This window comes from Paenibacillus xylaniclasticus (genome assembly GCF_004001065.1).
Lineage (GTDB): Bacteria > Bacillota > Bacilli > Paenibacillales > Paenibacillaceae > Paenibacillus_T > Paenibacillus_T xylaniclasticus.
The window spans coordinates 282,457-307,992 of record NZ_BIML01000006.1; the positions used below are offsets into that span (position 1 = coordinate 282,457).

Annotated in this window: 24 protein-coding genes; 2 read left to right on the plus strand and 22 right to left on the minus strand. The window is 52.3% G+C overall.

Translation table 11 applies throughout. From position 1 onward, the window contains the following. Positions 1–24 precede the first annotated feature (24 nt). From PXY01_RS10280 to pyk, 14 genes are all read right to left on the minus strand, one after another. Complete coding sequence (locus tag PXY01_RS10280) at positions 25–888, minus strand: carboxypeptidase-like regulatory domain-containing protein (RefSeq protein WP_127569758.1); 864 nt, start codon at positions 886–888, stop codon at positions 25–27. Next, positions 885–1,469: a Pvc16 family protein gene (locus PXY01_RS10285; RefSeq protein ID WP_127569759.1), complete on the minus strand. Its 585-nt coding sequence runs from the start codon at positions 1,467–1,469 to the stop codon at positions 885–887. Before PXY01_RS10285 ends, PXY01_RS10280 begins: the two co-directional genes overlap by 4 nt. 22 nt (positions 1,470–1,491) lie before the next feature. Beyond that, on the minus strand, positions 1,492–3,813 hold the full coding sequence (locus PXY01_RS10290; RefSeq protein WP_127569760.1) for an ATP-binding protein: 2,322 nt from the start codon (positions 3,811–3,813) through the stop codon (positions 1,492–1,494). A 787-nt stretch (positions 3,814–4,600) separates the two neighbouring features. Then, on the minus strand, positions 4,601–5,278 hold the full coding sequence (locus PXY01_RS10295) for an N-acetylmannosamine-6-phosphate 2-epimerase (protein ID WP_127569812.1): 678 nt from the start codon (positions 5,276–5,278) through the stop codon (positions 4,601–4,603). Continuing rightward, positions 5,271–6,206: a dihydrodipicolinate synthase family protein gene (locus PXY01_RS10300; protein ID WP_127569761.1), complete on the minus strand. Its 936-nt coding sequence runs from the start codon at positions 6,204–6,206 to the stop codon at positions 5,271–5,273. Before PXY01_RS10300 ends, PXY01_RS10295 begins: the two co-directional genes overlap by 8 nt. Beyond that, positions 6,184–7,104: an ROK family protein gene (locus PXY01_RS10305; RefSeq protein ID WP_127569762.1), complete on the minus strand. Its 921-nt coding sequence runs from the start codon at positions 7,102–7,104 to the stop codon at positions 6,184–6,186. The genes PXY01_RS10300 and PXY01_RS10305 overlap by 23 nt, the downstream gene beginning before the upstream one ends. 20 nt (positions 7,105–7,124) lie before the next feature. Further along, positions 7,125–7,970 carry a carbohydrate ABC transporter permease gene (locus tag PXY01_RS10310; protein WP_127569763.1) on the minus strand — a complete coding sequence of 282 codons (846 nt, stop codon included), beginning with the start codon at positions 7,968–7,970 and terminating at the stop codon, positions 7,125–7,127. Positions 7,971–7,981: 11 nt separating this feature from the next. Beyond that, entirely contained in the window at positions 7,982–8,857 is an 876-nt protein-coding gene (locus PXY01_RS10315) for a carbohydrate ABC transporter permease (protein ID WP_127569764.1), read from the minus strand. Positions 8,858–8,976: 119 nt separating this feature from the next. After that, positions 8,977–10,395: an ABC transporter substrate-binding protein gene (locus PXY01_RS10320; protein ID WP_127569765.1), complete on the minus strand. Its 1,419-nt coding sequence runs from the start codon at positions 10,393–10,395 to the stop codon at positions 8,977–8,979. 58 nt (positions 10,396–10,453) lie between these two features. Next, positions 10,454–10,924 carry a NanQ anomerase/TabA/YiaL family protein gene (locus tag PXY01_RS10325; protein WP_127569766.1) on the minus strand — a complete coding sequence of 157 codons (471 nt, stop codon included), beginning with the start codon at positions 10,922–10,924 and terminating at the stop codon, positions 10,454–10,456. 373 nt (positions 10,925–11,297) lie between these two features. Beyond that, positions 11,298–11,588 (minus strand): hypothetical protein, encoded by a 291-nt coding sequence (locus tag PXY01_RS10330; RefSeq protein WP_127569767.1) that lies wholly within the window; start codon positions 11,586–11,588, stop codon positions 11,298–11,300. A gap of 82 nt (positions 11,589–11,670) precedes the next feature. Further along, positions 11,671–12,900, minus strand: coding sequence for a response regulator transcription factor (locus PXY01_RS10335; RefSeq protein ID WP_127569768.1), 1,230 nt, complete (start codon positions 12,898–12,900; stop codon positions 11,671–11,673). Continuing rightward, the gene (locus PXY01_RS10340) at positions 12,897–14,576 is read right to left on the minus strand and encodes a sensor histidine kinase (protein WP_246027865.1); all 1,680 of its coding nucleotides are present in this window, start codon (positions 14,574–14,576) and stop codon (positions 12,897–12,899) included. Before PXY01_RS10340 ends, PXY01_RS10335 begins: the two co-directional genes overlap by 4 nt. A 295-nt stretch (positions 14,577–14,871) precedes the next feature. Beyond that, entirely contained in the window at positions 14,872–16,287 is a 1,416-nt protein-coding gene (pyk, locus tag PXY01_RS10345) for a pyruvate kinase (RefSeq protein ID WP_127569770.1), read from the minus strand. A 123-nt stretch (positions 16,288–16,410) separates the two neighbouring features. Between pyk and PXY01_RS10350 the strand changes: the two genes are divergently transcribed. Then, complete coding sequence (locus tag PXY01_RS10350) at positions 16,411–17,187, plus strand: AraC family transcriptional regulator (protein WP_127569771.1); 777 nt, start codon at positions 16,411–16,413, stop codon at positions 17,185–17,187. A 24-nt stretch (positions 17,188–17,211) separates the two neighbouring features. On the opposite strand, the gene PXY01_RS10355 is transcribed toward PXY01_RS10350, so the two are convergent. The 4 genes from PXY01_RS10355 to PXY01_RS10365 form a co-directional block, all read right to left on the minus strand. Then, entirely contained in the window at positions 17,212–18,129 is a 918-nt protein-coding gene (locus PXY01_RS10355) for an NAD(P)/FAD-dependent oxidoreductase (protein ID WP_127569772.1), read from the minus strand. Beyond that, positions 18,126–18,272, minus strand: coding sequence for a hypothetical protein (locus PXY01_RS22325; RefSeq protein WP_164744376.1), 147 nt, complete (start codon positions 18,270–18,272; stop codon positions 18,126–18,128). Before PXY01_RS22325 ends, PXY01_RS10355 begins: the two co-directional genes overlap by 4 nt. A 293-nt stretch (positions 18,273–18,565) precedes the next feature. Next, positions 18,566–19,342, minus strand: a complete 777-nt coding sequence (locus tag PXY01_RS10360) for a MerR family transcriptional regulator (RefSeq protein ID WP_127569773.1) — start codon at positions 19,340–19,342, stop codon at positions 18,566–18,568. A 216-nt stretch (positions 19,343–19,558) separates the two neighbouring features. Further along, complete coding sequence (locus PXY01_RS10365; RefSeq protein WP_127569774.1) at positions 19,559–20,329, minus strand: dioxygenase family protein; 771 nt, start codon at positions 20,327–20,329, stop codon at positions 19,559–19,561. Positions 20,330–20,546: 217 nt separating this feature from the next. Here PXY01_RS10365 and PXY01_RS10370 point away from each other — a divergent pair, with 217 nt between their 5' ends. Continuing rightward, complete coding sequence (locus PXY01_RS10370; RefSeq protein ID WP_127569775.1) at positions 20,547–20,855, plus strand: winged helix-turn-helix transcriptional regulator; 309 nt, start codon at positions 20,547–20,549, stop codon at positions 20,853–20,855. 161 nt (positions 20,856–21,016) lie between these two features. Here PXY01_RS10370 and PXY01_RS10375 read toward each other — a convergent pair whose 3' ends face one another. The 4 genes from PXY01_RS10375 to PXY01_RS10390 form a co-directional block, all read right to left on the minus strand. Then, on the minus strand, positions 21,017–21,643 hold the full coding sequence (locus PXY01_RS10375; protein ID WP_127569776.1) for an FMN-dependent NADH-azoreductase: 627 nt from the start codon (positions 21,641–21,643) through the stop codon (positions 21,017–21,019). Positions 21,644–21,857: 214 nt separating this feature from the next. Further along, positions 21,858–22,484, minus strand: a complete 627-nt coding sequence (locus PXY01_RS10380) for a fumarylacetoacetate hydrolase family protein (protein WP_127569777.1) — start codon at positions 22,482–22,484, stop codon at positions 21,858–21,860. A 59-nt stretch (positions 22,485–22,543) separates the two neighbouring features. Beyond that, the gene (locus PXY01_RS10385; protein ID WP_127569778.1) at positions 22,544–23,671 is read right to left on the minus strand and encodes a metallophosphoesterase; all 1,128 of its coding nucleotides are present in this window, start codon (positions 23,669–23,671) and stop codon (positions 22,544–22,546) included. A gap of 286 nt (positions 23,672–23,957) precedes the next feature. Next, positions 23,958–25,199: an MFS transporter gene (locus tag PXY01_RS10390; protein WP_127569779.1), complete on the minus strand. Its 1,242-nt coding sequence runs from the start codon at positions 25,197–25,199 to the stop codon at positions 23,958–23,960. Positions 25,200–25,536: the final 337 nt, after the last annotated feature.

Consider the following 25,536-nt stretch of genomic DNA (forward strand, 5'->3'; position numbering starts at 1 on the left):
TCGACATGAATAAATTAACGGTTGCTATATAGACAACAGTGTCAGAACGCCGAGTGATGCCGTCCGGCCTTCCTCGCACTGAATATCCCGATTAATGGTTGAATATCCGTCCTTCGATACCGTTAAGGCGACAAAGCCTCGGCTAAGCGGCAGCCGAAGGAATGGGATCGCGATCTCGCCGCGAAGATCAGTACGAACCTCGTATTGATTTAATAGCTTAACGGCATAGACGGCAGTGCCCGCTGGATGTGGATAACGGATCGGTGCAGTGAGCGGATAGCCTTCCGCAGCGGCGTTGGCCGGAATGGGCGATGCTAGACGAACGTACTCCAGTCGACTGGACTGGGTATTCTTCAGCAGCAGCACGGAACCGGACTGCAGCCCGTCAAGCCCGATGCCAGCAAGCTTGATCCTCGTCGTGTCCGGTTCAGCCGCAGAAGCCAGTGCAGCAGTATAACTGCTGTCCGGCTCGAACAGCTCTGCCCTTACATCTGCGCCTTCTACCGCCCGATCGGACGGCAGCCGCACGATTGCACGAATCAACGTTACGTGGCTCGCAAAAGGATAGCTAGGCTTCGGAAGAAGCGGCACGTCAACCGTAACGGGCAGCGCATCAGTAGACAGAGGCACTGTCAACGTCTGCTCTACGCTAATGTAGTGCTGAGACTCTACCTGCACCGTGTACACCCCGCTCATCAAGCCGGTATACACGTACCAGCCGCTCCGATTCCGGATTGGCGGCTTCTCCACAGCCACCAGCCGTACCGTCACGTCGCCGATGAGTGAGCCACTCGGCGACAGCGTATCATACGGGCGTACAGCAGCGGATACAACCGTCCTCAGCAGCTCAGGCTGTCCTGCGAACGACGGCTTCATCATTCCGCTCATAACGGCCCCTCCCTCTGTCCGACGAGCAACGAGCTCGTGTGTACGCGCGCCCCTTCCGTCTCCGCATCAGAGCGAAGGATGACGGGCGACACGACATAGCCGACCGATGGGCGATAATGCTGCTTCGGTATCGCATGCCAGATAGAGGTTAACTCCGTCAAAGCCAGCGGGTTCATCGTTACGCGCAGCACTTCATCCGTCCCGCGGAGCGAGCCTTGCAGCCGTGAACCGTACAATAAACTGTTGTCATGGAGCAGCCGCATCGCTCGTCCGAGCACGCGCTGCTCCTCCAGCGACTTTTGTCCGATATCCTGCACCGATGTATACGCCGTCAGCATATAATACAGGTCGAGTGCAAGCGCCGGCTTCTCCGAAGAGCCGGAATAGGCCATCGGATCGTTCTTGAGATGCGGATTCTCCGCTATGTAATACAAGAACAGCGTCAGGCTAACGTTCTGCCCTTCGACGTCAGCAGGGGAGAGCAGTACGATTGAGCTTGGCTGCACCAAATCGCTCATCCCTTCCCGCAGCAGCCGGAGCAAGGAATCGCCGACGTCGGCAATTACGGTATCCGTTGCCAATGGGATACACTCCTTTAAGTGGTCATATCCAATCGTAATAAGGTCCAAAATCCTCGCGCAGACACAGCTTGCCAAGCTTATCGAACTCCTGCCGAACCGCACGAATCAGATGCCGCATACCGATCGCCTCCCCGTCCTCCGCTGCCAAATAGGCGGCCGTCAGCGCTGCATTCTTGATATTGCCGCCGGACAACCGAATATTGCGGGCTAGGAAGCTATAATCGATATCCGCACCCTTCGGAGCCTCCTCCGGAAACATCGATGTCCATAGGCGATATCGATGCTCCTCCTCCGGCATTGCAAATTCGATCCGATACGCCATCCGGCGTGCGAACGCCTCATCCATGTTGTGCTGCAGATTCGTGGCGAGAATGGACAGTCCCTCATATTCCTCCATCTTCTGAAGCAAATAAGCAACCTCTGTGTTGGCATGACGGTCGTGAGAGTCCTTCACCTCAGACCGTTTGCCGAACAGCGCGTCGGCTTCGTCGAACAGCAGAACGGCATTGCTGTTCTCGGCCTCGTAGAACAGACGGCGCAAATTTTTCTCGGTTTCCCCGATATATTTGCTAATAACTTGGGACAGGTCGATTCGATACAGATCTAGACCAAGCTCGCCTGCGATCGCTTCCGCCGCCATCGTCTTGCCCGTACCGGGAGGCCCGGCGAATAGAATGTTCGTTCCTTTGCCGCGGGACAGCTTGCCGTGGAAATTCCATTCTGTCAGCACGCGATGCCGCTGCTCGTATTGGCTAATAATCTGGCGAATTCGGCGCATCTGATCGATCGGCAGGACGAGCTGCTCCACCTTGCACTGCGGCACGATGCGAGTGGCGATATCGCCAAGCCGATGCTGCTTCTGGCGGCGGCAAGCATCGCGGACGTCTTCAGCCGTAATCATCGGTCCTCCGGCTGATTGGTCGGCACCGCTTGCGCGCCAACGCGATAGCGATTCCGCCAGCTGCCATGCTTCAGCGATAGCACCCGCCGTCAGTCGGTATTGCTCCGCGATAGCAAGCCAATCGATCGCCTTGTCCACCCGTACAGCCGACTGCTCCACATGCCGCATCCATCGGGCAGCACGTTCCCGAACGGAAGGCAGCGGAAGCTCAAGCTCAACGATCGGCATGCGAAAGCCTCCTCCTGTCGGGACGAATCGGTCAGAGCCTAGCAGAATCAGCGGGAGCGATGCTCGGTCACCGTACTCTTGCAGCATACGCCAAAGAAGCACCGGTCCCGGCTTGTCTCCTTCGTTCAACCGCTCCGCTCCCTTCAGCACCAGCGCCGCTCTGCGTAAGCCCGCTTCACGGCATACCAGCCTCAGCGCAGCAGCCCGTGCGTCATGATGCTCCGGCAGCAGGTCCAAATCAGCGATGAGCAGAGGAACATGAGCCTTCGCGCACGCAGCAGCGGCGAGCGACGACTTGCCGGACCCAGCAGGACCATAAATTAAGTAAGCCGAAAGCTTAACTGCTGATGCTGACGCTGCAGAGAATACCGCAGCCAGCCGGTTCACAAGCGGTTCTGATGCTGGGTCGACTAGGCAGCTTGTATTCAGCTGAACTTGAAGAGCGGAGGCCACAGCTGGCAATGGAGCTCTCCATTCCGCGATGTCAGCTACCCTTGCATCGAGGCGCTCCGGCTCCATAACGAACTGTGCAGCTCCTGCATCCAGTTTAATAACCGACATTGCCAGCGATTGAGCATGCGCGTCAATCGGACGAGCCTGAAGCTCAACGAGCTGCTGCGCCCGAAGCGTCGAACCGGGAAGCCAGTATCGCAGCCTTCTCTCGGCTGTCATTCCATCCGGCTGGAACAGACGAAGCGCTAAGGCGACGGTCGGACGCTGACTTGTTGCATCGTCCTGCAAATAGCCCAACAGCTTGCCGTATTTGGCATCCACCTGAGGCGCTATTGCCAGCACCAAGCAGTCGTATTCGTAATCGGTCAGTCCGAACCATTGCGCCAATCGGCGAAGCGGCAGCAGAACGCCTTGTTCCTCGCTTGCCTGCACCCGCCGCTTAACAGCCTCGCTCAGCTCGCGCAGCTTCTCTTCCATGTCGAACAACCGAATTTGTTCATGAATCACTCTCATCTCCGACGAATTCGAGCCTTCATCTAACAGCCGGAGCATTTCCTCACGCGTGAGTGCGAGTCCCGGATACGTCCGGGTAATCTCATCCTGCAGCTCCTCCCGAATCGCCATCCGTTCGATTTCGATCCGGATAAGCAGCTTCAGCCGGCTAAGCTCATCGAGCAGATGATCCCAATGATCACCGTAGCAATCGGCTCCCTGGCCAATCGCCTGCTCTTGTCCGTTATCCGACAGACGAATTTCCGTCATTCGCCTCTTGTCCCCTTAATGGTCGGCGGGCCGCTGATGTCGCCATATAGGTATCTAGCAAATCGTATATCACTCGCCCCCATCTATTTATATTAAATATACAAATTGTAAAAATTGTATCATCTTGTTGTTTGATAGGCAATGTCACTAATCCTATACATTGTTTAAATATTTAAACATTTGTATAAATTTTTTCCAAAATTAAAGCAGTAAAAGGGCAGGAATCCCGAATCTATGATTCGAATAGAGAGCGCCAAATTCGCAGCATGAAATCTGCAAAGCGATCAAGCGGTATTGGACAGGTGAAACTTACAGGTCAATCAATCGTGTGAGTCTAAACGAAGGATGAGTTGTGAATCTGAGGCAGTCTTGCGATTTGAGTTGAGTTGAGTAGAGTTGAGTAGAGTTGAGTAGAGCTGTAGAGTTGAGTTCATCTGTAATCTAGCGGCAAATTGCTCATTGCTTCTTAACGTTAGAGGAATGAGATTGGAATTGTAGTTTAAATAATAACAAAATTTGAAAACCCTTTCAAGGGAATATGGCCTCAAAAGTAAGCGAACCAAGTTACGTATACAGGTGCACGACTTCGCTACAAACGAGTTATTCACGCGAAATATATGCAGAGTGTGCAGGCTTTCCTCAACTACTCTTTCGCAAATGGCTAAATTACTGCAATTAACGCAGGAATGGGCCCGCGTGGCAATTCAACACGTGCGACTTTGCTCGGCATAAATAAAAGGTAGAAAAATAGGGGCTGATTGAACAGCCCCATTGTGTACATCCAGCGCTATTTGATCGCCGCTATGAAACGTTTCGTTATTTCCATTGGACGTGTAATGGCTCCGCCGACGACTGCGGATGTCGCGCCGAGCTCCAGGCAGCGCTTCAGCATCTCCGGCGTTAGTACGTTGCCTTCGGCGATGACCGGGATTGAAACTTGATGAACGACCGCCTTCAGAAAGGCGAAATCGTCGTCATAGAGCTTCGAAGCAGAGGTGTACGGCGTATAGCCGTGAAGCGTCGTCGATACGCAGTCGAAGCCGAGCGCCTGAGCGGTGACCGCTTCCTCCACCGTCGAAATATCCGCCATCAGCTGAACCTCAGGAGCCTGCTCCCGGCAATATTGAACGAGCTCAGCTGTTGTGATACCGCCCGGACGCCGACGGTTCGTCGCATCGAGAGCGATCATCTCGCAATCGCTTGCCAGCAGCTCGTTGATTTCCCGCTTCGTCGCCGTAATGAACACTTCACTGTCCTCGTAATCGCGCTTGACGATGCCGATAACCGGCAAGCTGACTTCCCGCTTAATCGCGAGAATATCTTCTCTCGTATTGGCACGAATGCCCACGGCGCCGCCCCACATCGCCGCGAGCGCCAGCTTGGACATAATAAAGGGGCTGTGCAGCGGTTCATGCGGGAGCGCCTGACACGATACGACTAGCCCGCCTGCGATCTGCTTAAGCATGGCGTTCACCCACATGCGCGTACCGAGCAATCGCTGCAGTGATCTCCTGGTTCAGCTCAATAAGCGAATCTTGATGCTCGGGACGAACTGGCAGCAACGGCAGGCGCGGCTGTCCTGTCTCGATACCGCGCAATTGCAGAATCGCCTTGCAAGCGCCGTACAGGGACGGATAGCCGATCAGCTTCTTAATGATGCCGTTGATAACATTCTGAAGCGACTGCGCCTCCTGGATACGCCCTTGCAGGAACAATTGATTGAGCGCGCAGAACAGCTCCGGCATTACGCCGTACGTGCCGCCGATGCCGCCGTCAGCACCCATGATTCGGCCCGCGAGAAACTGCTCGTCCGGTCCGTTGAACACGAGAAAATCGTCGCCGCCGGCTTCTTTATACTGCTGCAGGTCGAACGTGCTTTCGCCGGACATTTTGACCCCGACCACTTTATCTTGAGCAGCGAGCTTGCGAAGCAGCGGCACCGGCAAGTTAAAGCCTGTCGTCTGCGGAATGTTATAGATGATAAATGGCAGCGACGAGCTGTTGATCATCTCCTGCCAATGGTTCTCGACAGCCGCCTCAGATAATCGGTAGTAGATGGACGGTACAGCCGAAATGGCATCCGCGCCGCATTGCTCGGCATGCTTAGACAGCTCCACGCTGTCGCGAGTCGAATTGGCTCCGACGTGAACGATGATCGTCAGCTCGCCTTTAACCTCTTCCATTACCGCTTCAAGCATTGCCTTACGCTCTTCTACGCTTTGCAGGATGCCTTCGCCTGAACTGCCGCCGACATACAGACCTTTCACGCCGGTTGATGCGTAATAGCGAGCCAGCTTCTTCGCACGCTCACGGCTTACCTCTCCATTGTCATCGTAAGCGGAATACAGTGCGATATAGATACCTTGAAATTTAGCTACAATTCCTGTTGTCATGATGTTCACTCTCCGATTGTTCATTATAGTAAGGATATACTGCACCCATAAGAGCGGCACGATTGCCTAGCTCCGCCGCGGTCAGCCTCGTCTTCGAAAAGCCTTCCGGCAAATAATCATTCATATGTGCTTGTATACGGTCGAGCAAAAACTCCCTCTGCTCCGATACGGCTCCGCCGATAACAATAAGCGCCGGGTCGATCATCAAGACGACCTCAGCCAGCCCTCTGGCGATCTGCTCCGCCCAGCGCTCAATCAAGCCGAGGCACGCTTCGTCGCCTGCGCGTGCCTGCTCGAACAGCTCGCGGCCGCCGCCGACGAAATTCGGCAGCTCATGGGCTGCCTGCTTCATCAGCGCCGACATGGACGCCCGCTGCTCATACGTCGTGTCAGTCGCCTTATCGTACAAGGTATGGCCAATCTCGCCTGCTCGGCTGCTGTGCCCGGTTACGAGCCTGCCGCCGCTGAACAGCGCGCCGCCAATTCCGGTACCAATTGCGACGCAGAAGAAATGATCGCAGTTCTGCGCGGCTCCCTTCCAACGCTCGCCAAGCGCAGCCGCATTCACGTCGTTCGTGACAACGGTGGGTATGCCGTAACGGCTCTCGATGAGATGCTTCAGGTTCGTTCCCGCATAGTTCGGCATCGTCTCTCCTGCATACACAATTTCTCCGCTTGCCGGATCGACGACACCAGCTGTACTAATGCCGACCCCTGCGACTCCTTCGAATAAGAACCTCAATCGGTCGATAATGCCGTATACCGCCTCCGGGATGCGGATATCGACCTGCCCTTTGGGCGTCGCGACCGAATGATGGAACACGATTGCCGCCTCATCATCAAGGACGGCGAATTTGATTGCGGTTCCGCCGATGTCGATTGCGATATACCGTCTCATCGTTCATCCCGCCCTCTTCGTTATTCCTTCACGGCGCCGATCGAGATGCCGCGGGTGAAATACTGCTGGAACAGAACGAATATGATCAGCATCGGAATCGCCGCGACGGTCGCACCCGCCATTTTGTAAGCAAAGTTCGGATTTAAATCCTGCATCAGCGTCGCTACGCCGACCATCAGCGTCTTACTGTTCTTCTCTTGCCCAACGACGAGCTGCCACAGGTAATCGTTCCAGACTTGAACGAAGTTCAGAATAAACAGCGCACCGATGCCTGGCTTCACGATTGGCAGAAGTACCTGCACGAACGTCCGTACTTCGCCAGCGCCGTCGATTCTCGCCGCTTCACGCAGCGCGTCCGGCGCACTGTCGAAGAAGCCCTTGAGCAGGAACACGCCGAAAGCGATTGCAACGTTCGGCCAGATCATGCCGAACAGATTATTAACAAGGCCAAGCTCCTGCGTAAGACGGAACAGCGGCACGATCATGACTTCCTTCGGCACCATCATGCTGGAGACGAAGACGATGAAGATAACCGTTCTCCCTTTGAAACGCAGCTTCGAGAATGCATAGGCAGCCATCGAGCTCGCGATAACGACGAGCACCGTCGTTACTCCTGCAACGAATAAGCTGTTGAACGTCCAGCGAAGAGCAGGCTGGTTCTGGAACACTTCATAGTAATTGTCGAACGTGAAAGTCTTCGGCCACCAATCCGGCGGCATCTTGATGACGTCGGAGCTGTTCTTCAGCGAGCTTGTGAACAGCCAATAGAGCGGGAATAGGTTTAAAAGTGCAAAGAAGACGATGACGATATTGGAGATAACGTCGTACGTTTCTCTTTTTTTCAATGATTTCGGATGTTGCTGCATCGTGATCCCCCTTACTTCTCTTTAAACATCGCTCTAAGCTGAGGCACCGATAGCAGCAGCGTAATGATGAACATGATCACCCCTACAGCGGAAGCAACGCCAAGCTGGTTGTACTTGAACGCATTGTTGTAGAGATAATACATCATCGTAACGGTCGCGTTGTTCGGTCCCCCGCCGGTCAGCATCTGGATAACGACGAAGATTTTGAGCACGGCGATGATGTTAATGATCGTGATGTAGATCGTCGTCGGCTTCACGAGCGGAATTAAGATTTGGAAGATAACACGGAGACGGCTTGCGCCATCCACCTCGGCTGCCTCGAACAAGTCTTTCGGAACGCCGATCATAGATGCAATGTATAGAATGATCGCCTGGCCGACATTCGTCGCGAAGGTGACGAAGATGACAACCGGTAATACCGTATTTTTGTTGCCAAGTAAGTTAAATGTACTGAAATCCATCTCCCGCGCTGCAAACGATATAAGTCCGTTAGCCGGATTGAGCAGAAAGCCCCATACCATACTCATGACAACCATCGATACCATAACCGGGATATAATAGCTGCCTCGAATGAAGGAGACATATTTCGCATTTTTGTCGAACACAGCGGACGATACGAATAGAGCAAATACGACGGTCAGAATGACGATAAAGACGACGAAAATAACGGTGTTAATAATCGATTTAAAAAATACAGGATCATTGAACAGCGTCACGTAGTTGTCCAAGCCGACGAACGTTTCCTGCTTATATTGGACTTTATAAAGACTTAGCCGTATGCCTTCTATAATCGGATAAACGATAAACAGGAGAAACAAGAGCAGCTGCGGCAGGATGAACAGATAGCCTGTGATGTTATCCTTCCAGACTTGATTGCGTAGTTTCATGGATATCCGTTCCCTTTCTCATCCGGTTCCCGCCGCCTAAGATAGGCGGCGGAAGACCGAGTATTGATCTTGCCGGACGGATCGTACTCCGGCGGATTGCTGTGGTTATTCATGAGCGACTACTGAATAACCGAGCTCTCGCGTGCTTTCTGAATAACGGTATTGCCCTTGCTCTCATAATCCTTAACGGCCTGCTCCGGCGTTTTCTCTCCGACGTACATCGCCTGCAGCTCTGGATAGAGCACTTGGCGGAGCTCACTGTAGCCTGGCACGTTGCCGGTGAAGCTGAACATATGCTCTGCGTTCGCATCATAAGCAGCGAACAGCGGGTATTGATCCTTCAATTGTTCTACAACCGAGCTGCGAACCGGGATACTATTCTTCGATGCCGACACAAGCTCTGGATCACTGGAGAAAAACTTAACGAAGTCCTTAGCTGCTTCCGTCTTCACAGCATCGCCCGTTTTGAATACACTCGCACCGACTACATACGTGAAGGACAAAGGTTTGCCCGAAGCAGACGGAATGTTCGCCAGCCGGATGTCGAACTTCGGCGCTTTACCAGCGTTCATGTCTGCCTTCGCGTTATTAAACAGAATCGCGTTCGTAAAGCTGATCGCCAGCTGCTGGTTCTGGAACATGGCGTTCGCATCGTTCGACGATACCGATTCCGCACCCGGATTCGTGTATCCAGCGTCATAGATGCTCTTCATCCACTCTGCCGCTTTAATCCCCTTCTCATCGCTAAGTGCGATATTGCCGTTCTCGTCGAAGAACGAGCTGCCGAACGCGCGCAGGTAAGCGAGATTCCACGTATCACCCTGATTGTTCAGCGCGAAGAGTCCCATCGGATAAGCGTTCGGATATTGGTCCTTCGGCAGTTTATCCTTCAGCGTCTTCAGAATGTTGTTGAACTCGTCAAGTGTCCACGTCTTAATTTCGTTCTCGCCGCCGATCATCGAATCCAGACCAGCTGCCCGGAACATGTCTGCGTTGTATGCGAATGTACCCGGATTATGGGAGAACGGATAGAAGTAGATATCTTTATTCGTGCCGTAAGTGACGTTATCCCAATAGCTTTGATCAATATCTTTCTTAGCTTCGTCATCAATAATGTCGTTCAGCGGCTCAAGAGCGCCGCGGTGCGCATAATCGCCCATTGCGAACACGCTTTCAAAGAAAATATCAGGAGGTGTACCGCCGTTCAGATTGACATTGAGCAGCTCGTCCCGCTGATCGCCGGCTATGACTTGTACATTCACTTTCACGTCATACTTGTCATACTGCTTGGAGAACTTGTCCGCCGCGTATTTGAAGAAGCTGTCATAGTCCGCCTTGGGCTCCGTTGCATCGAATACGCCTTTCCATTGCGGTGTAAGCCACAGTGCGAGCTCAACTTTTTTCTTGCCGTTGGCTGTTCCATCTGTACCCTTGTCTTCAGCTGTACCAGCTGACTTACCTCCGGAGCAGCCTGCCAGCAGCGCGATCACGAGCATGAGTGAGGTGATTGTCGTCAACCGTTTGCTTTTGTTAAACATGGAGCATTTCCCCCTTGATTATCATGTCGATTCATCTGATCGTTCCAATGACGACGAGTTAGAGCAGCGATGCTTTTACTTTCACGACGACCTTCTTCAATTGCGAGGTCGCCTTCTCGGTCAGGCAGGGACGGTGAATATCGTCAGGCGACAGCACCATGAACATTCCCGGTATAAGCTTGATCATCGTCTCGCCTGGAAGCTCACCATATAATGCACAATCATTCCCCGCATCGTACGGCTGCACAGGAGCGCAGGAATCGTCATCCCGCTTCCAGCCTATCCATTCCTCGCCCTGAAGCACGTAATGAATGTCATAGTACTGCTCATGCTTCTCGGCGGGCTGCTCTTCTTTCAGCTTCGTATTCACCGACATTAGTCTTGCATACATGTCCTCTCCCCAAATCGGGTAAAGACCTTCTTCCAGTATGCCCTTATCCATGGATACCAAAAAATCGATCGCCCGGCTGATGACCGGATGCATCTCCTGCCGCTGAACCCCCCAACGGTCTACAGTACCTACCATCATCTCGCTCTACCCTCCTAATCTAAGGTGGCTGAAGCCGATTACATCTTGGCTGCCGATCATCCTCGGCTGGCTTCTACGCTCATTATAGGCCGCTGAAAGCGCAATCAATAGGAACGGAGTTTGGGAGTTTCGTTCATCATCTTTCGATAGGAGGCGAATGTTCACGATTTTAAGGCCGAATGTTCACTTTTTTGTGAATGCGCTTACATTTCTAATGAACCACCAACACTCCGTGCTGTAAAAGCCGACAGGAAGCTGCGAATTTTCTTTTTAACGAAAAAAAACAGCCATCGGATGAAGTGGTAGAACCACTGCCCATTCCAAGGAGCTGTTTCTTGAAATCCATAATATTGAGCTCAGTCTCATGCACCCGCTACTCACGTGGAACAAAAGACGAACCAAACCTTTGTCTCATCTCCTGTTGAGTACGGATTGCCTCCTCATAAGAAGAGCCAGAAACAATAAAGAGCTTCAGTGCTTTATCCGGTCCCCAATGACTCACAATATTGATATGCTCAAAAGGATCATCAAACCAAATCATACTCGTCTCAACAAATTCACCTTTATCATGATAAACAAGATTGCCTGAATTTATCCCGTTATGTTGTTCAAGCATAAAGGTATCAATATCTCTTGTGTATGTAATGTAAAGCGTTTTGATCATTTCATTATGCCTCTACAACACAAAGGGACGTCCAGATAGTCAATAGAAACTGACGGACGACCCCAAACGTTCAACGATATAATTATTTATTGTTCGTACTCTCACCCTGCCCTTGCCGCTTTGCTCGATATTTCTGCGGACTGACGCCTTTAAGCTTTTTGAAAATCCGGCCGAAGTAATTGATGTTCTCGTACCCGACCTTCTGTGCGATCGCATAGCTGGGCATGCTCGAATGCTCCAAATAGCGGGCTGCCTCCTCGACCCGCATCGCATTAATCCAATCGGTAAACCCGAACCCCGTCTCTTTCTTAAAAATTGTGCTCAAATAGCTCTCACTCATATTGATCATTTCCGCTGCCTGCTTAAGCGACAGCTCTTGAGCGATATTCGCCCTCATATAATCGATCAGCCGTTTGATGTCCTCGCGGGAAGGCTCCCGCAAGCGTGAGCTCGATAACGCTGCTTGCGCTTCCGCATAGAACGCCTTCGCCTCCGCCCAGCTCGCCAGCTCACCGCTCATCTCCAATTGTAGCGACAGCCCAAGCAGACGGCTTGCAGCACTGGCCAGCTGCTCGACTGCCCGCTCCCTCATAGGACCAGTCTCTCCGCTTCCGTTCCGATCAGCAAGCATAACGACAATATCGCCGTCCTGTACCTTTACAGGCTGGCTCTCCAGCATACGATCCAGCTCCGATTCGATCAGATGCTCCAGCAGCCGAAATACCGATTTGTCCAGTGCGCTGCCGTCATGCCTGCTCTGTACACGCAGCACGAGCAGCGCGCACCCTGATGGCAGCTCCTCGGTTAGCTCGCTGGCATGCTCTGAACCTTGCTCCTCTCGCAGCAGCTGCGACAGCATACGGGATAATCTCGCCCTACGATCATCTACGGGACGGTCCGACCGATCTCTGGAAGCTGCCTGAGCTTGCTCTTCCGCCAGCTGCCTTGAAGATTCAACCAGTAAGTCCAGCAGCTCCGCTGGCTTCAAGGAGGTTTTAAGCAAGTAGTCCCGGGCTCCAAGCTTCATCGCTTTGCGTACATAATCGAATTCATTGTGACTGCTGAGGACGAATACGAGCATACGGGGATAACGCTGCTTCACCGTCTCGATCAAAGCCAAGCCATCCATGCGCGGCATGACGATATCAGTCAGCAGAATGTCCGGTACCTGCCGCTCCATCAGCTCCAGTGCCTTCTCTCCGTCCCCGGCGTCGCCGATAAATTCAAAATTGTGCTTCTCCCAATCGATCAACGACTTGATGCCCAGCCTCACCAGCAGTTCATCGTCGACCAGCATCACTTTAAGCTTCACGTCGCTCCCTCCTTCGATGCGAATCGCACCGGCAGCACGTACCGGACCGTCGTCCCTCTACCCGCCTCGCTGTAAATGCGAATCCCATACTCTTCCCCGTATTGAAGCCGCAGCCGATCATGCACGTTCTTAATGCCGATTCGCATAGGCGCTTCCTTATCGGCATCAGCTTCCGCCTCTAGTCCCGCTCGAATCTCAGCCAGCCTCTCATTCGACATACCAACGCCGTTGTCTGTAATATCCAGCACGAAAGTCGCGTTCTCCACACGTGCTTCCACCGTTATACGCCCTGCAGCGCCTAGTGGCTCAATGCCATGGATGAGACTGTTCTCCACTACCGGCTGCAGCATAATTTGGATAACCTCTTGTTCCATCAGCTCTTCAGGCACCTGAATGACAAGCTCAATATCATGAAACTTCATGCGCATGAGCCCAACGTAATTGTCGATATAATCAAGCTCCTGCCGGAGCGGAATAAGGCTTCCTCCTCGCCCAATACTGCCCTCCAGAATACCGCCGAGATTCGACAGCATGTCCCCAACCTCCCCATCCTGACGAAGATAAGCCATCCACTTAATATTATTGATGGTATTCAGAAGAAAATGGGGATTGATCTGCGCCTGCAGCGCCCGAAACCGCATGTCCTCTTTCTGCTTATATTCATCCTTTACCCGAGTGAGCAACCCGCGTATCTCCTTCACCATTCGGTTGTACGTCTCAATCAGCGAAGCGATCTCCTCCGGTCCAGACACAGACAGCGTCGAGTGGAAGCCTTTCTCCTCCAGCTCCTGCATTCTTTTGCGAAGCAGAAGAAGCGGCCTTGAAATGCGGTACGACACCGATAATGTAATAAGCAGAAAAACGATCAGAATGAGCACGAATACGACCCAATTCGTATAGCGGGTATCGAATATCTCCTTGAACACAGTATCATAGGGCACTAACTGAACAAGCTTCCATCCGTTAATGCTGATCGTACCGTAATTGACGATCCATTTGTCTCCGTCCATCTTTATAATCTGCTGCCCATGGTCGCTGGCTTGAACAATATTCATGTACCCTTCGTCAGAGAGGTTTTGGCCAACCATCGACTCGGTCAAGCTGGATACGATCGTGCCCTCCTGATCGGCCAAGTACACTTCGCCAGTTAACCCGCTGAGATAACGCCGCAGATCCGTCTCCGTCACACTGAACACAATCATGCCGATGTTACGGGCAGATTGCAGCTCCGTTATCGTCTTTACAATAGTCACGATTGGCTTGCGGTCCAAATAGAGCCGCTCGTTATTATTGAACATCCATTTCTGCTGGTAAGGCTTACTCATCATGTCTTGATACCACTTCGCACCGACATATTGCTCACGAAGCTGCTCCGGCAAGAAGCTGGTGCTCAGCCAGTTGCCTTCCCGATCGAATAATGTAGTATAGGTATTGGTAAAGTAAGAGCTGTACAGCCGCCGGTTCAACACGGTATCGTTCAAACGCAGCTTCTCATATGGCGAATAGGACTGCGGCTCTTTAAGCAGCTTCGTAATGCTGGGATTCGTGGCGATATCGACAGATGAACGAAGCATATCCTCCAGGAACAAATTGATATTCAGATTAACGAGATGAAGCGACTCCTGCGCGGAGCTGCCGATTTTACGCTCAATGACGTTCTCCAGCGTCTTGTTCATCCAATTGAATGTTATTATAAATGGAATAATAAGGAATACCAATGTGGAGATAAATACTTTATTGCGAATTGAATTCCAACGGCCATACCAAAACCGAGAAAATCGAATATATTTCATCCCCTTACAATACATCTATATACATTTAGCATTCCCACGATAACCTCGATTCACGCAGCAAGAAGCCGTTCAACCATCACGATCGAACGACTTCTTATTCTTACGGTAGAGATAAGCATTAACCAATGAAAAAAAGCTGCTGACGGACCTTGGTCCATCAGCAGCTTCTTGAGCTTTATTAAATTTGAGCAATCTTAATCAGGTTCGTCGCACCGGACTTGCCGATCGGCACGCCAGCCGTAATGACGACCGTGTCGCCCGATTCAAGGATGCCCGTTGCGCGGCCTGCTTCAAGCGACAAGTCGAAGAGCTCGTCCGTGGACGCGACCTTCTCGCCGCTTACTACCGTTACACCCCATACGAGAGCAAGACGACGCTTAATACGCTCATCCGACGTAATCGCAATAATCGGCGCTTTCGGACGGTATTTGGACACCATGCGAGCCGTAAAGCCGCTCTCCGTCGGTGTCAGAATTGCTTTAGCACCGAGCTCGAGTGACGAACCTACAACGGACTTACTGATAACTTCCGTCACACTGGACGATTGGCCAAAGCCTTCTTTCGTCAGATTGCCGCCATATTCCATGATCGATTCCGTTTTGACAGCGATCGTCGCCATCGTCCGAATCGACTCAACCGGATATTTGCCGGCAGCGGTCTCGCCCGACAGCATAACCGCATCCGTGCCTTGCAGTACGGCGTTCGCAACGTCCGTTACTTCGGCGCGCGTAGGACGAGGGTTCACTTGCATGGAGTCGAGCATTTGCGTTGCAACGATTACCGGCTTGCCGGCTGCGTTACATTTGTCGATCATCACTTTCTGAATGAGCGGCACGTCTTCGACCGGAATCTCAACGCCCAAGTCGCCGCGGGCAACCATGATGCCGTCGGACGCTTCGATAATTTCATCCAGATTCTCGACGCCTTCTTGGTTTTCGATTTTGGACACGATTTGGATATGTCCTGCGCCAGCCTCTTCAAGCAGACGACGAATTTCGCGAATGTCCTCCGCACGACGGACGAACGATGCCGCCACGATATCGACGTTCTCCTTAATACCGAAATTAATGTGCATAACGTCACGTTCCGTTACACCCGGAAGCGTCGTGCGAACGCCTGGCAGGTTCACGCCTTTGCGAGGCTTGATGACGCCGCCGTTCACAACGGTACAGTAGATGTTCTTCTCATCAACCGAATTGACGCGAAGCTCGATCAAGCCGTCGTCGAGGAGAATGACGCCGCCAGGCTCCATGACCTTCGGCATATCCGCATAGTTAACCCACAGCTTCTCGCTGTCGCCGAGCTGTTCTTCGGTTACGAGCGTGAGTGCTTGTCCGGCTTTCAGCTCATACGAAGCTTCCTTCAGCTTGCCAATCCGGATTTCCGGACCTTTAATATCCATTAGTATCGATACGTTCGAGCCGGTAGCGGCTGCCGCTTCGCGGATCGATGCGATACGTGCGCTGTGATCCTCCAATTCGCCGTGCGCCATGTTCAGACGCGCAACGTTCATGCCTGCTTTCATCATATCCTTCAAAGTTTCGACCGATTCACAAGCCGGGCCCATTGTACATACGATTTTGGTTCTACGCATTATGAGTGACGCCTCCTGAATTGTGCTGTATGTATTCATTGTACTGCTGAAACTTTCATTCGCATATGAACTATAGTATTCTATTAATACTATAGTACGATTTTTAGCCCAGGAGATTTAACCATGTTAAAACTACTCGACATGAATATGGACCAAAGCATGAACTGGTACGGCAACTCCAAAGGAACGAAAACAGAGGCCGCATACTCGCTCGTACTCGTCAGCTACGGCAAATGCGTCTATTGGATTGGAGGCGACAAGCTCATTCTGGAAAAAGGCGACGTTCTCCTTATTCCGCCAGACGCAGACTACTACGGCAAGACAGTCCCGACCGTGTTCCACGAGAAGCTCGTTATCCGCTTCAAGACGGAGCAGCTGCCGCTTGAGAAGCAGCTCCCGCTGCTTCTCACCAAGCCGTTCGCCCATGGCAGGCCAGGACGGTTCGAATGGATGCTAGAACGACTTCGCGAGGCGTATGCGGAATGGACGGACAAAGCCCCTTATGCCGACATTCGCGGTTCAGCCGTCATAACCGAATTGCTCGCGCTCTGGAACCGCGAATACGATCAGGCACCGATGGCACAAGGCACTCAAAAGCTCGTCGACAAAATGAAGCAGTACATTCAGCAATATCATCGGGAGAGAATTACGAAAGTCGAGCTCGGCGCATGCATTAATCGGACGCCGAACTATGCCGCCTCCTTGTTTCGAAGAGCAACCGGACAGACGATCAGCGAGGCCGTACATGCGGCACGAATGAAGACGGCTATCTATATGCTTACCGACTCCCTGCTGACCGTAGCCGAAATATCTGACTATCTAGGCTATCGTGACGTTTCCTATTTTCAACGTGTGTTCAAACGAACGACCGGACGGACGCCGGCCTCATACACCAAATAACGTTCTAGTATCGGCTAACGGCAATCACCAGTCCTCTTCCACCAAAGCGCGGTTAATCGCAACGCCAGCCTCATAGCCCTCGCTCGCTGCGCCGGTCAGACCCGAGAACGACTGCTTCGCGTCGCCGATAATATAGAGGCCGGGTATACGGGTCAGCCCGTGCGAATGGGTCTTATATACGCCCGTTTCGTCGAGCGGTATGCCAAGCTGCCGAGGAATATCGGTCGCTTGATGCGCGCCCGAATTTGTCAGAAATGCGCCGCTGCGCGCAATTCGCATCCCGTCCGCCAGCACAATATGCGTCAGCTGACCGTCCGCCGACGATTCCAGTCTCGCAATGGGCTGCTCATATAGGGCAACGTCCCGCTGTACGAGTTGCTCCCGCTCCTCACGCTTCAGCTCCGCAGGTCCATCCGAGCATACAACCAAATCCCGGCTCCAATGATGGATCAGCTTAATATGCGACAGTAGATGCGCACCGCCGCCAAGCACAGCAAGAGGCTTCCCCCGCAGCTCCCAGCCGTCACAATAAGGGCACGGAAACACTGACCGGCCGTATACGTCGGACAGGCCGTGCCATGACGGCAGCTGCTCCTTCATTCCCGAAGCGAATACGATGACCCGGCTTATAACCGAGCTTCCGCTTGCCATACTAGTCAGAAACCTTCCTTCGGTCAAGCTGACCTCTACGACTGTATCATGCCGGAGGTCAACCGTCTCGTAGCGCCGCAGCTCCTCTCTGGCCAGCATTCGCAGCGTTTCCGGTTCGATGCCGTCTCTTGTCAAATAGCCGTGCGACCGCCGTGCCGACGCATTTCTCGGCTTCCCTTCGTCGATAACTACGACCGAGCGAAGCGATCTTCCTAATACGAGTGCCGCGCTTAAGCCGGCCGGCCCGCCGCCTACGATGACAACATCGTTCGTTACGGAAGGACTGCTCATCGGACCGCCCGCCGCAAGATAAAGACACCGTAGGCTGTTGCCTTCTGATCTTCTTCAAGAAGCCGCTCTCGATTTACCCCGTTGTCGTCATCCTGCGCCTGCTGCTTTGCGGCCAAAACCTCTTCCATCGTCCCCTTAACCACTCCCGCACCTCCACACTTATTCATATAAATAAAAATAGGACTCGTGGACTTATTTATTCGTCACCATCCACTATTATCTCTGCGCTGCTGCTGTTACACCTTCGATTTCGTGCTCATCCTGTCCATTTCATTAATTTGTACCGCGATGCCTTGTCACATTCACAATTGAGAAACGTTTGCTCCGACAAATAACAAAGCCTGCACATCGTGCAGGCGTGTTATTCAGTTATTATCCACATATTAAGTTGTGGATAATGTGGACAAAATGTGCGCGAATCGATTCAATTCCGTAGTTACGCCTTATGAGAATCGACCCGATCGCAGTGGATAAGCATCGCTTCACTCATGAAAGCAGCAAGGCCCGGCTGGTGCTTGTCGATATTATCGGCGAATCGGCTGTCGCTTACGTACATATCGGCGAGCCCGCGGTAAATCTCGGTCGAGCATTCATAGAAGTGATCCGTAATATGCTGGCGATGACCGGTAATGATCCTCTGCACCTCCTCGTCATCCGGGCCATACGCCATACGAGCAATTAGTCCCTCGTACACCGAAGCCATTTCCTGCTTGATCCGGCTCCAATCGACCTCTGTATACTTAGCCGTTCGGCGTGCCGACTCCTTATAGGCCTCCGTATTCCCCCAGCGCTGCTCCGCTTCTTGTCCGTACTTTTTCTGATGCTCCTCAATCTCTTTCATGTCGAACGGTTCAAACATATCCTGCTTACTCATTACAACACCTCCTTCGATCGATTGGAGCGTCTGCTCCACCGACTTAATAATTTGCTCGAGGCGATGCTTCTTTTTCAGCAATAGCTCCTTGTGGATAAGCAGCATCCGACGCCGATCGTACCGCTCGTCATCAAGAATTGCACGTACCTGCTGCAGCGGCAGGTCAAGCTCCTTGAAAAATAAAATTTGCTGGAGCCGCTCCAAATCCTCGTCGCTGTAGTACCGGTAACCGTTACTTCTTACCTCCGACGGCTTCAGCAGCCCGATCTCGTCATAATGGTGCAGCGTCCGAACGCTCACACCCGCGATTGCGGCCACTTCCTTCACCTTATAGTGCATCGTTGCATCACCTCTGCCATCATCGTAAGGGATCACGTAACGTGAGTGTCAATGCTCCATTGTGGAGAATGTTATACAGATTTTATCCCCAAGTGAACTTGTGTATAATGTGGATAACTATCGGGATAACTTTTGCTTTTACACCCAAAAGAAAACCGAGGCTGCCATTGTCGCAAGCCCCGGTCCCATTATTATAAACACTCGTATTCATTTCAATTAGAATTTCAAGCAAATATAACTGAGCGTTCCCATCTCATAGCTTCGGTGAATTACTTCCGGCTTATGCTCCGGGTCTCCGCTTCCATAAGCAATATACAAGGGGACAAAATGCTCCGGACGCGGCACGGCCAGCATGGCGTTCGGCGCCTTCTCCTCGAAGCGGAACAGCGAAGGCAAATCGCGCTCCGTCATTCGGTCCACCAGCCAATCGTCGAAATCGATCGCCCACTGCTCCGGCTCTCCACCGCCCCATTTCATTTGACGGAAGTTATGCACAGTCGCACCGCTGCCAATAATTAGAACATCTTGTACATCCAATCCGCGCAGCGCCTCGCCAACCCGGTACTGGTACTCATTCGTCTGAAATGGCTGCACGGACACTTGCACAACCGGTATATCAGCATCCGGGAACAGTCTTCTCAGAACAACCCATGAACCATGATCAAGTCCGCGCTGCAAGTCGTACTGCACTGGAATCCCATGCTCGCTGAGCCTGCGGCCTACCTCTTGCGCAAGCGCCGGGGCGCCATGCGCCGGATATTGGATCTCGAATAATTCGCGGGGAAATCCGCCGAAATCGTGTATCGTATCGTAGGTGCCGCTCACGGACGAGATGGTTAGAACGTCTGTTTCCCAATGCGCCGTGAACAGCACGATCGCTTTCGGCTTACCGATTACCGAACCGTATCGGGATAAAAACAGACCGCACTCATTATCTTCAATCGCCATCATTGGTGAACCGTGGCCGATAAATAAAGCCGGCATCATAAAATGGCCTCCCTATGTGTATATATCGTATTCGATAAAGTAACGAGTCACATCGATTAGTTACTTAATATTAATCATTTACTTTATGTAAGTTAGTATATGATCTCCTCTTATTGAAGTCAACCCGAATAAGATGCGGTCCACCGTTTCCTTTTCAAACCAACTATATTTATTTTAGTGTCTTTGCGATATAATAATTTACATTGAGGTGATGAGGATGAACGAGACGGCTATATGTCCTCGCTTCGAGAAAGCGGTAGCAATTTTGAGCAAACGCTGGGTCTCGCTAATCGTATATCAATTGCTTCCGGGACCTCGGAGATTTTGTGCTCTGGAGGCCTCCTTACCGAATATTAGCGGCAGGCTGCTGTCGGAGCGGCTGAAGGAGCTGGAGCAAGAAGGCATCGTTCGAAGAGAAGTATTCCCAGAAACGCCGGTTCGTATCGAGTACTCGTTAACGGACAAGGGCCGGGCGCTCTCCCCTGTGCTGAGCGAGATCGGAACTTGGTCGTCGAACTGGCTGTAAAGCTATTTCCTTGAATATGAAGCAAGCTCCGTGCCCTGTGCAGGAAGGACTCCGTCGTCCGACCCATGCAGGGCTGTTTTGTTTTCGCTCGGTACACAAAGAGCAGCCGTGCATCATGCACCGCTGCTCTTTTATTAATTTTATAGGACGACTTCGCTTAATTAGAACGAGCTTGCCACTGCTGCCGCTTTCTCCAAACCTGCACCGATAATAGCTTCTGCTTGGTCTGGGAATTTCGAATGGCCTTCTACGATAATTTTCTCGATATTGTGAACGCCGAAGAAGCGCAGTTGGTTCTCGACATAGTTCACCGCCATCTCGGAAGCTGCAAAAGGCTCCTCGGAGTACACGTTGCCGCGGGCGTTCAGAATGACAACCTGCTTGTCACCAAGCAGACCTTCCGGACCGTTAGCCGTGTAGCGGAATGTTTTGCCGGCTTGGTTCAAGTAATCCATGTAAGTATGGAGAACAGCTGGAATCGTCATATTCCAGAGCGGGAAGGCGAAGACGATCTTGTCAGCCGCCATGAATTGGTCGAGATACCCGTTGGCGATTGCCGCCGCTTCCGCTTCCTCTGGCGTCATCTCGATGCCGCGCGCCGCTTTGAACATCCCCGTAATCATCGTGTTATTCAGATACGGCAGGTTCATGTTGTACAGATCAAGCTCCGTAATTTGCTGATCTGGGTTTGCTTTCTTATAGCTTGCCACGAAAGCGTCATACAGCTGTACGCTTACCGCTTGATCAGCAGGACGGTCATTGGCTTTAATAAACAATACGTTCGTCATTATCTGCTCCTCCTAAATACGTTGCGTTGCTCTAAATGAGTAAGTAACTGTGTGATCTATGTCCTCATTATAGCGAGGGAGCAGCGCACAATCTTCAGTGAATGGTCGGAGACTTGCCTACTTCTTTCGTCTGTAATACCAAAGAGGCTTCTACGACTAAAGTCGTAGAAGCCTCTTGTTCGACAGTCTGGCAGCATATTCTCGACCGTACGTCTCACACCTGTATCCTTACGCGCAGCGGGCCGAATCGCTCACTGCCGAGAAGCAGCGTCAGCTCATCGCCATCCTTCACGACGCCGACTCCAGCAGGCGTACCGGTGTAGATAATGTCGCCTGCATCAAGGCCGAAGGTGTCACCAATGTAACGAACAAGCCGCTCCAGCGGAAAAATCATGTCCCGGGGGCTCCCTGCCTGCACCTCAACACCGTTAATCAGCAAGCTGAACGTCAGCTCCTGGAACGCTGCTGCGCCAGGGAACGGCCGAAACGGCGACAGCGCGGCAGCGTTTTTGAACCCTTTGGCAAGCAGCCACGGATGACGTTTCTCTTTCAGCTTGTCCTGTACGTCGCGTGCTGTCCAATCAATGCCGATCGCCAGACCATCAACCGCTTGATCAACGGACATCCCCGGCTCATACGTACGCCCGATCCGAACTACTAGCTCTGCCTCATAATGAATGGCGCCGATGCCGGAAGGCAAGCGCAGCTCTCCTTCTGCCGGATGCAGCGCATGCGTCGGCTTCGAGAAGATCATCGGCTCCTCCGGCACGTCGTTGCCCAGCTCTTGGGCGTGAAGCGCGTAATTTCGGCCAACACAATAGATGTTGCGGATGTTATTCATTGTACTCCACCCTTCTCTCAGACCATGTATTCGTATCCGCTCAAGCGGTTAGTGCATCATTACGCATTTCGAAGCTGCAGCGTAATTTCAATCATCTCCGAACGGCTCATCAGACGAATCGGGGGACCCCAGGAGCCGAATCCGGACGATACGATGACATGCATAAGTCCTTTGCGCATATAGCCCCAATCAAGTTCAAACAGCCGGCGAGTAACATAATGATTCGGAAAAAATTGTCCCCGATGCGTGTGTCCACACATGAGCAGATCGACCCCCGCCTCTGCCGCCTGCGTAAATCCGTATGGCTGATGATCCATCGCCAGAATCGGCAGCGTCTTATCCAGCGAAGCGGTAAGCTCATTCATTGGCAGCCTGCCGCTGCCCGACTCCGCCGTCTTGTCCTTGCGCCCGACGACATGAAACATCCCATTAACCGTAATGGTCTCGTCCCGAAGCACAGCAATGCCAATGCTGTTCATCATCTGAACATATTGTTCAATATCGCCGCCATAATATTCATGATTGCCGAGCACGGCATACACGCCATGCTTCGCTTTGAGCTGCCGAAGCGTAGCAGCCATATTGTTGCGCAGGAACGGCTCAATCGAATCGTCAAGCACGTCGCCCGCCAGCAGCACAACATCCGGATTCATCGCGTTAATTCGTTCAATTAATTTGCGCAGGTGACGATTGCCGACGATATTGCCTAGATGCAGATCAGACGCCATGGCGACCCGCAGCTCATTAGGCTTCCCGGCTGGAGCCGGCTTGTCCACCGTCAGCACATGCTTGCGCACAACGGGTGACCATGCGTTATAGGAACCGCGCAGCAGAACGACCAGCAGAATCGCAGCTACGATACCGAACAAAATCAGTACGGTATCTGTACGCTCCATACCCGCTGCTCCCATAATCCATGCCGCCAGATCCGCGACGGGCAGCAGCAGCAGCGAGAACTCGATAAGCGCTACATAATAGGAGCCCACGACTTTAAGCAGCCGACCGATCGGACCTAGCTTCAGCGTTCTACCAAGCAAATAGCCGAAAGACAGCACACCGAACAACGGCCAGTAAATGCCGAGCGCGGCATCCAAGCCTGCATGGCGAAGCACTAGATCCCCGTGCCAGCCAATATAGAAATTGATGATCGCCAGTAATATTAGAAAGGGCAGTAGTCGAAGGAACACATGTCAGACTCCTCTACTCTCGTAATCTTTCAAGCTAACCTACTCCGGTTGCTAGTATGAATGTAACATATCAGGCGGGCCAAACCAAATAAGTGCAGCTTCTGTGCATGGTAGACTCTTGTAGCTCTCTGGTGTGACACTTTTTGTGATGCAGCAGCAGCGAGGATGTTATAACAAATCAGTCTTCGTGTTGCTACTGCACACAAATAAGCAGCCTGCTTGCCTTTCGGCAAGCGGCTGCTTATCGATCTGAGCTGTGTATCAATAAAGTAAACGCTATGCGCCATTACCTCCGCTGATCAGAATAACCCGGTTGCGGCTGTACGCGTGGAACCTTCTTCATCGCCAAACGAAGCGATACGGCAACGCCAGCGGAGGCTAGCAATAAGCCCGTTGTAACGAACAGCCACTCAATGCCGAGGAACATGCCCATCCCTCCGCCGATCAACGGACCGAACAGCTGCCCGAGTTGATTGGCGCTCGTCGTCATACCGAACGAACGGCCGCGGAACGACTGGTCCGTGTTCTGCACGACAAGCGTGTTGATGACCGGTACGATACCTGCGAGGAACAAGCCGAAGCAAAACTGGACAACGGTGAACAGCCACAGCTGATGAACAAAATATTGCGTACAAATGACGCACCCCGAAGCGATGAGACAAAAGATTAACACGCGCGTGTAGCCCTGTTTCTCGCCGATTCGGCCCCACTGCGGCGATGCGAGAATGCCGGCAATGCCGATCAGCGACAAAATGAAGCCGGCTGTCGCCGCCGCATCCTCCACGCCTCCCTGCAAATCGGCGATATGAAGCGTCAGCAGCGGCTGCACCATACTTACGGACATCTGGAACAGGAGCAGCAGTAGAAGCAAATTAAGCAGCTGCTTGTTATGAAGGGCATTGCGGTAATCGCCGAGCATCGTTGTTCTCGGAGACGCAGCCGCACCTTTGCTCGCTGTCCCCGTCTTCCCTTCATGAACGAAGAAGAATACTGCAGCTGTCGCCAGCATCAGAAATATGCCCGCTACGACGAACGACTGCCGCTGGCCGAACGTCTCCGCCAGCAAGCCGCCGAGCAGCGGTCCCATAATGCTGCCGGACATCGAAGCTGCCTGCATCGTGCCAAGACTTGAGCCGAGCTTGTTCTCCGGTGCAATCGAAGCGACGATTGACATCGAGGCTGGCACGAAGCCGGCAACGAAGCCTTGCAGCAGCCGGATGCCGACCAGCTCCCACGGATTGTGAACGAACGCCATTAAAGAGTATACAACCGCAAGGCTTAATCCGGCCCGGATGACCATTTTACGCTTGCCGTATTTGTCCGCCAGCGAGCCCCACAGCGGAGCCATAACGGCTCCAATTAGAAACGAGGACGATTGTACGATTCCAGCCCACCAATAGACGGAATCGTCCGTGACACCGAGCTCCGGCAGAAACAGCGGGAGGAGCGGGATCACCATCGTGTAGCTGGAGCTGCATAACAATACACCGAACCATAAAATCCACATTTGCCGCCGCCACGATTCCATTGCCGCTCACCTTCATTCTATTATCCGTTCTATACGTCAGATTCAATATAACGCCGTGCCCTGCATCATTCAAAGTCCCTGTGGGACAGTATTCAGCCGTAATCTGCCGTATATACCCGATTCGACAATTAAAATGAAGCGAGATAACCCGACAAAGCAAATATAGGTAATTTCCCCCTTATTCCGATCAAAAATAAAGAATTACCACTCTAGAACCACTCCTATGATCTAATTCCGGTTTTTGGAAAATGATAAAATATTTTAGTCTGCCGCCTGCTCTCAATCCTAACCAAAGCAAAAAAGGATTGTCCTTAAGCCGCATATTTATGCTGCGTAA

Coding starts and splice junctions, on each gene's coding strand:
- PXY01_RS10280 (WP_127569758.1), bottom strand. CDS start 888: ATGAGCGGAATGATGAAGCCGTCGTTCGCAGGACAGCCTGAGCTGCTG.
- PXY01_RS10290 (WP_127569760.1), bottom strand. CDS start 3,813: ATGACGGAAATTCGTCTGTCGGATAACGGACAAGAGCAGGCGATTGGC.
- PXY01_RS10295 (WP_127569812.1), bottom strand. CDS start 5,278: ATGCTTAAGCAGATCGCAGGCGGGCTAGTCGTATCGTGTCAGGCGCTC.
- PXY01_RS10300 (WP_127569761.1), bottom strand. CDS start 6,206: ATGACAACAGGAATTGTAGCTAAATTTCAAGGTATCTATATCGCACTG.
- PXY01_RS10305 (WP_127569762.1), bottom strand. CDS start 7,104: ATGAGACGGTATATCGCAATCGACATCGGCGGAACCGCAATCAAATTC.
- PXY01_RS10310 (WP_127569763.1), bottom strand. CDS start 7,970: ATGCAGCAACATCCGAAATCATTGAAAAAAAGAGAAACGTACGACGTT.
- PXY01_RS10315 (WP_127569764.1), bottom strand. CDS start 8,857: ATGAAACTACGCAATCAAGTCTGGAAGGATAACATCACAGGCTATCTG.
- PXY01_RS10320 (WP_127569765.1), bottom strand. CDS start 10,395: ATGTTTAACAAAAGCAAACGGTTGACGACAATCACCTCACTCATGCTC.
- PXY01_RS10325 (WP_127569766.1), bottom strand. CDS start 10,924: ATGATGGTAGGTACTGTAGACCGTTGGGGGGTTCAGCGGCAGGAGATG.
- PXY01_RS10330 (WP_127569767.1), bottom strand. CDS start 11,588: ATGATCAAAACGCTTTACATTACATACACAAGAGATATTGATACCTTT.
- PXY01_RS10340 (WP_246027865.1), bottom strand. CDS start 14,576: ATGAACAAGACGCTGGAGAACGTCATTGAGCGTAAAATCGGCAGCTCC.
- pyk (WP_127569770.1), bottom strand. CDS start 16,287: ATGCGTAGAACCAAAATCGTATGTACAATGGGCCCGGCTTGTGAATCG.
- PXY01_RS10350 (WP_127569771.1), top strand. CDS start 16,411: ATGTTAAAACTACTCGACATGAATATGGACCAAAGCATGAACTGGTAC.
- PXY01_RS10355 (WP_127569772.1), bottom strand. CDS start 18,129: ATGAGCAGTCCTTCCGTAACGAACGATGTTGTCATCGTAGGCGGCGGG.
- PXY01_RS10360 (WP_127569773.1), bottom strand. CDS start 19,342: ATGCACTATAAGGTGAAGGAAGTGGCCGCAATCGCGGGTGTGAGCGTT.
- PXY01_RS10365 (WP_127569774.1), bottom strand. CDS start 20,329: ATGATGCCGGCTTTATTTATCGGCCACGGTTCACCAATGATGGCGATT.
- PXY01_RS10370 (WP_127569775.1), top strand. CDS start 20,547: ATGAACGAGACGGCTATATGTCCTCGCTTCGAGAAAGCGGTAGCAATT.
- PXY01_RS10375 (WP_127569776.1), bottom strand. CDS start 21,643: ATGACGAACGTATTGTTTATTAAAGCCAATGACCGTCCTGCTGATCAA.
- PXY01_RS10380 (WP_127569777.1), bottom strand. CDS start 22,484: ATGAATAACATCCGCAACATCTATTGTGTTGGCCGAAATTACGCGCTT.
- PXY01_RS10390 (WP_127569779.1), bottom strand. CDS start 25,199: ATGGAATCGTGGCGGCGGCAAATGTGGATTTTATGGTTCGGTGTATTG.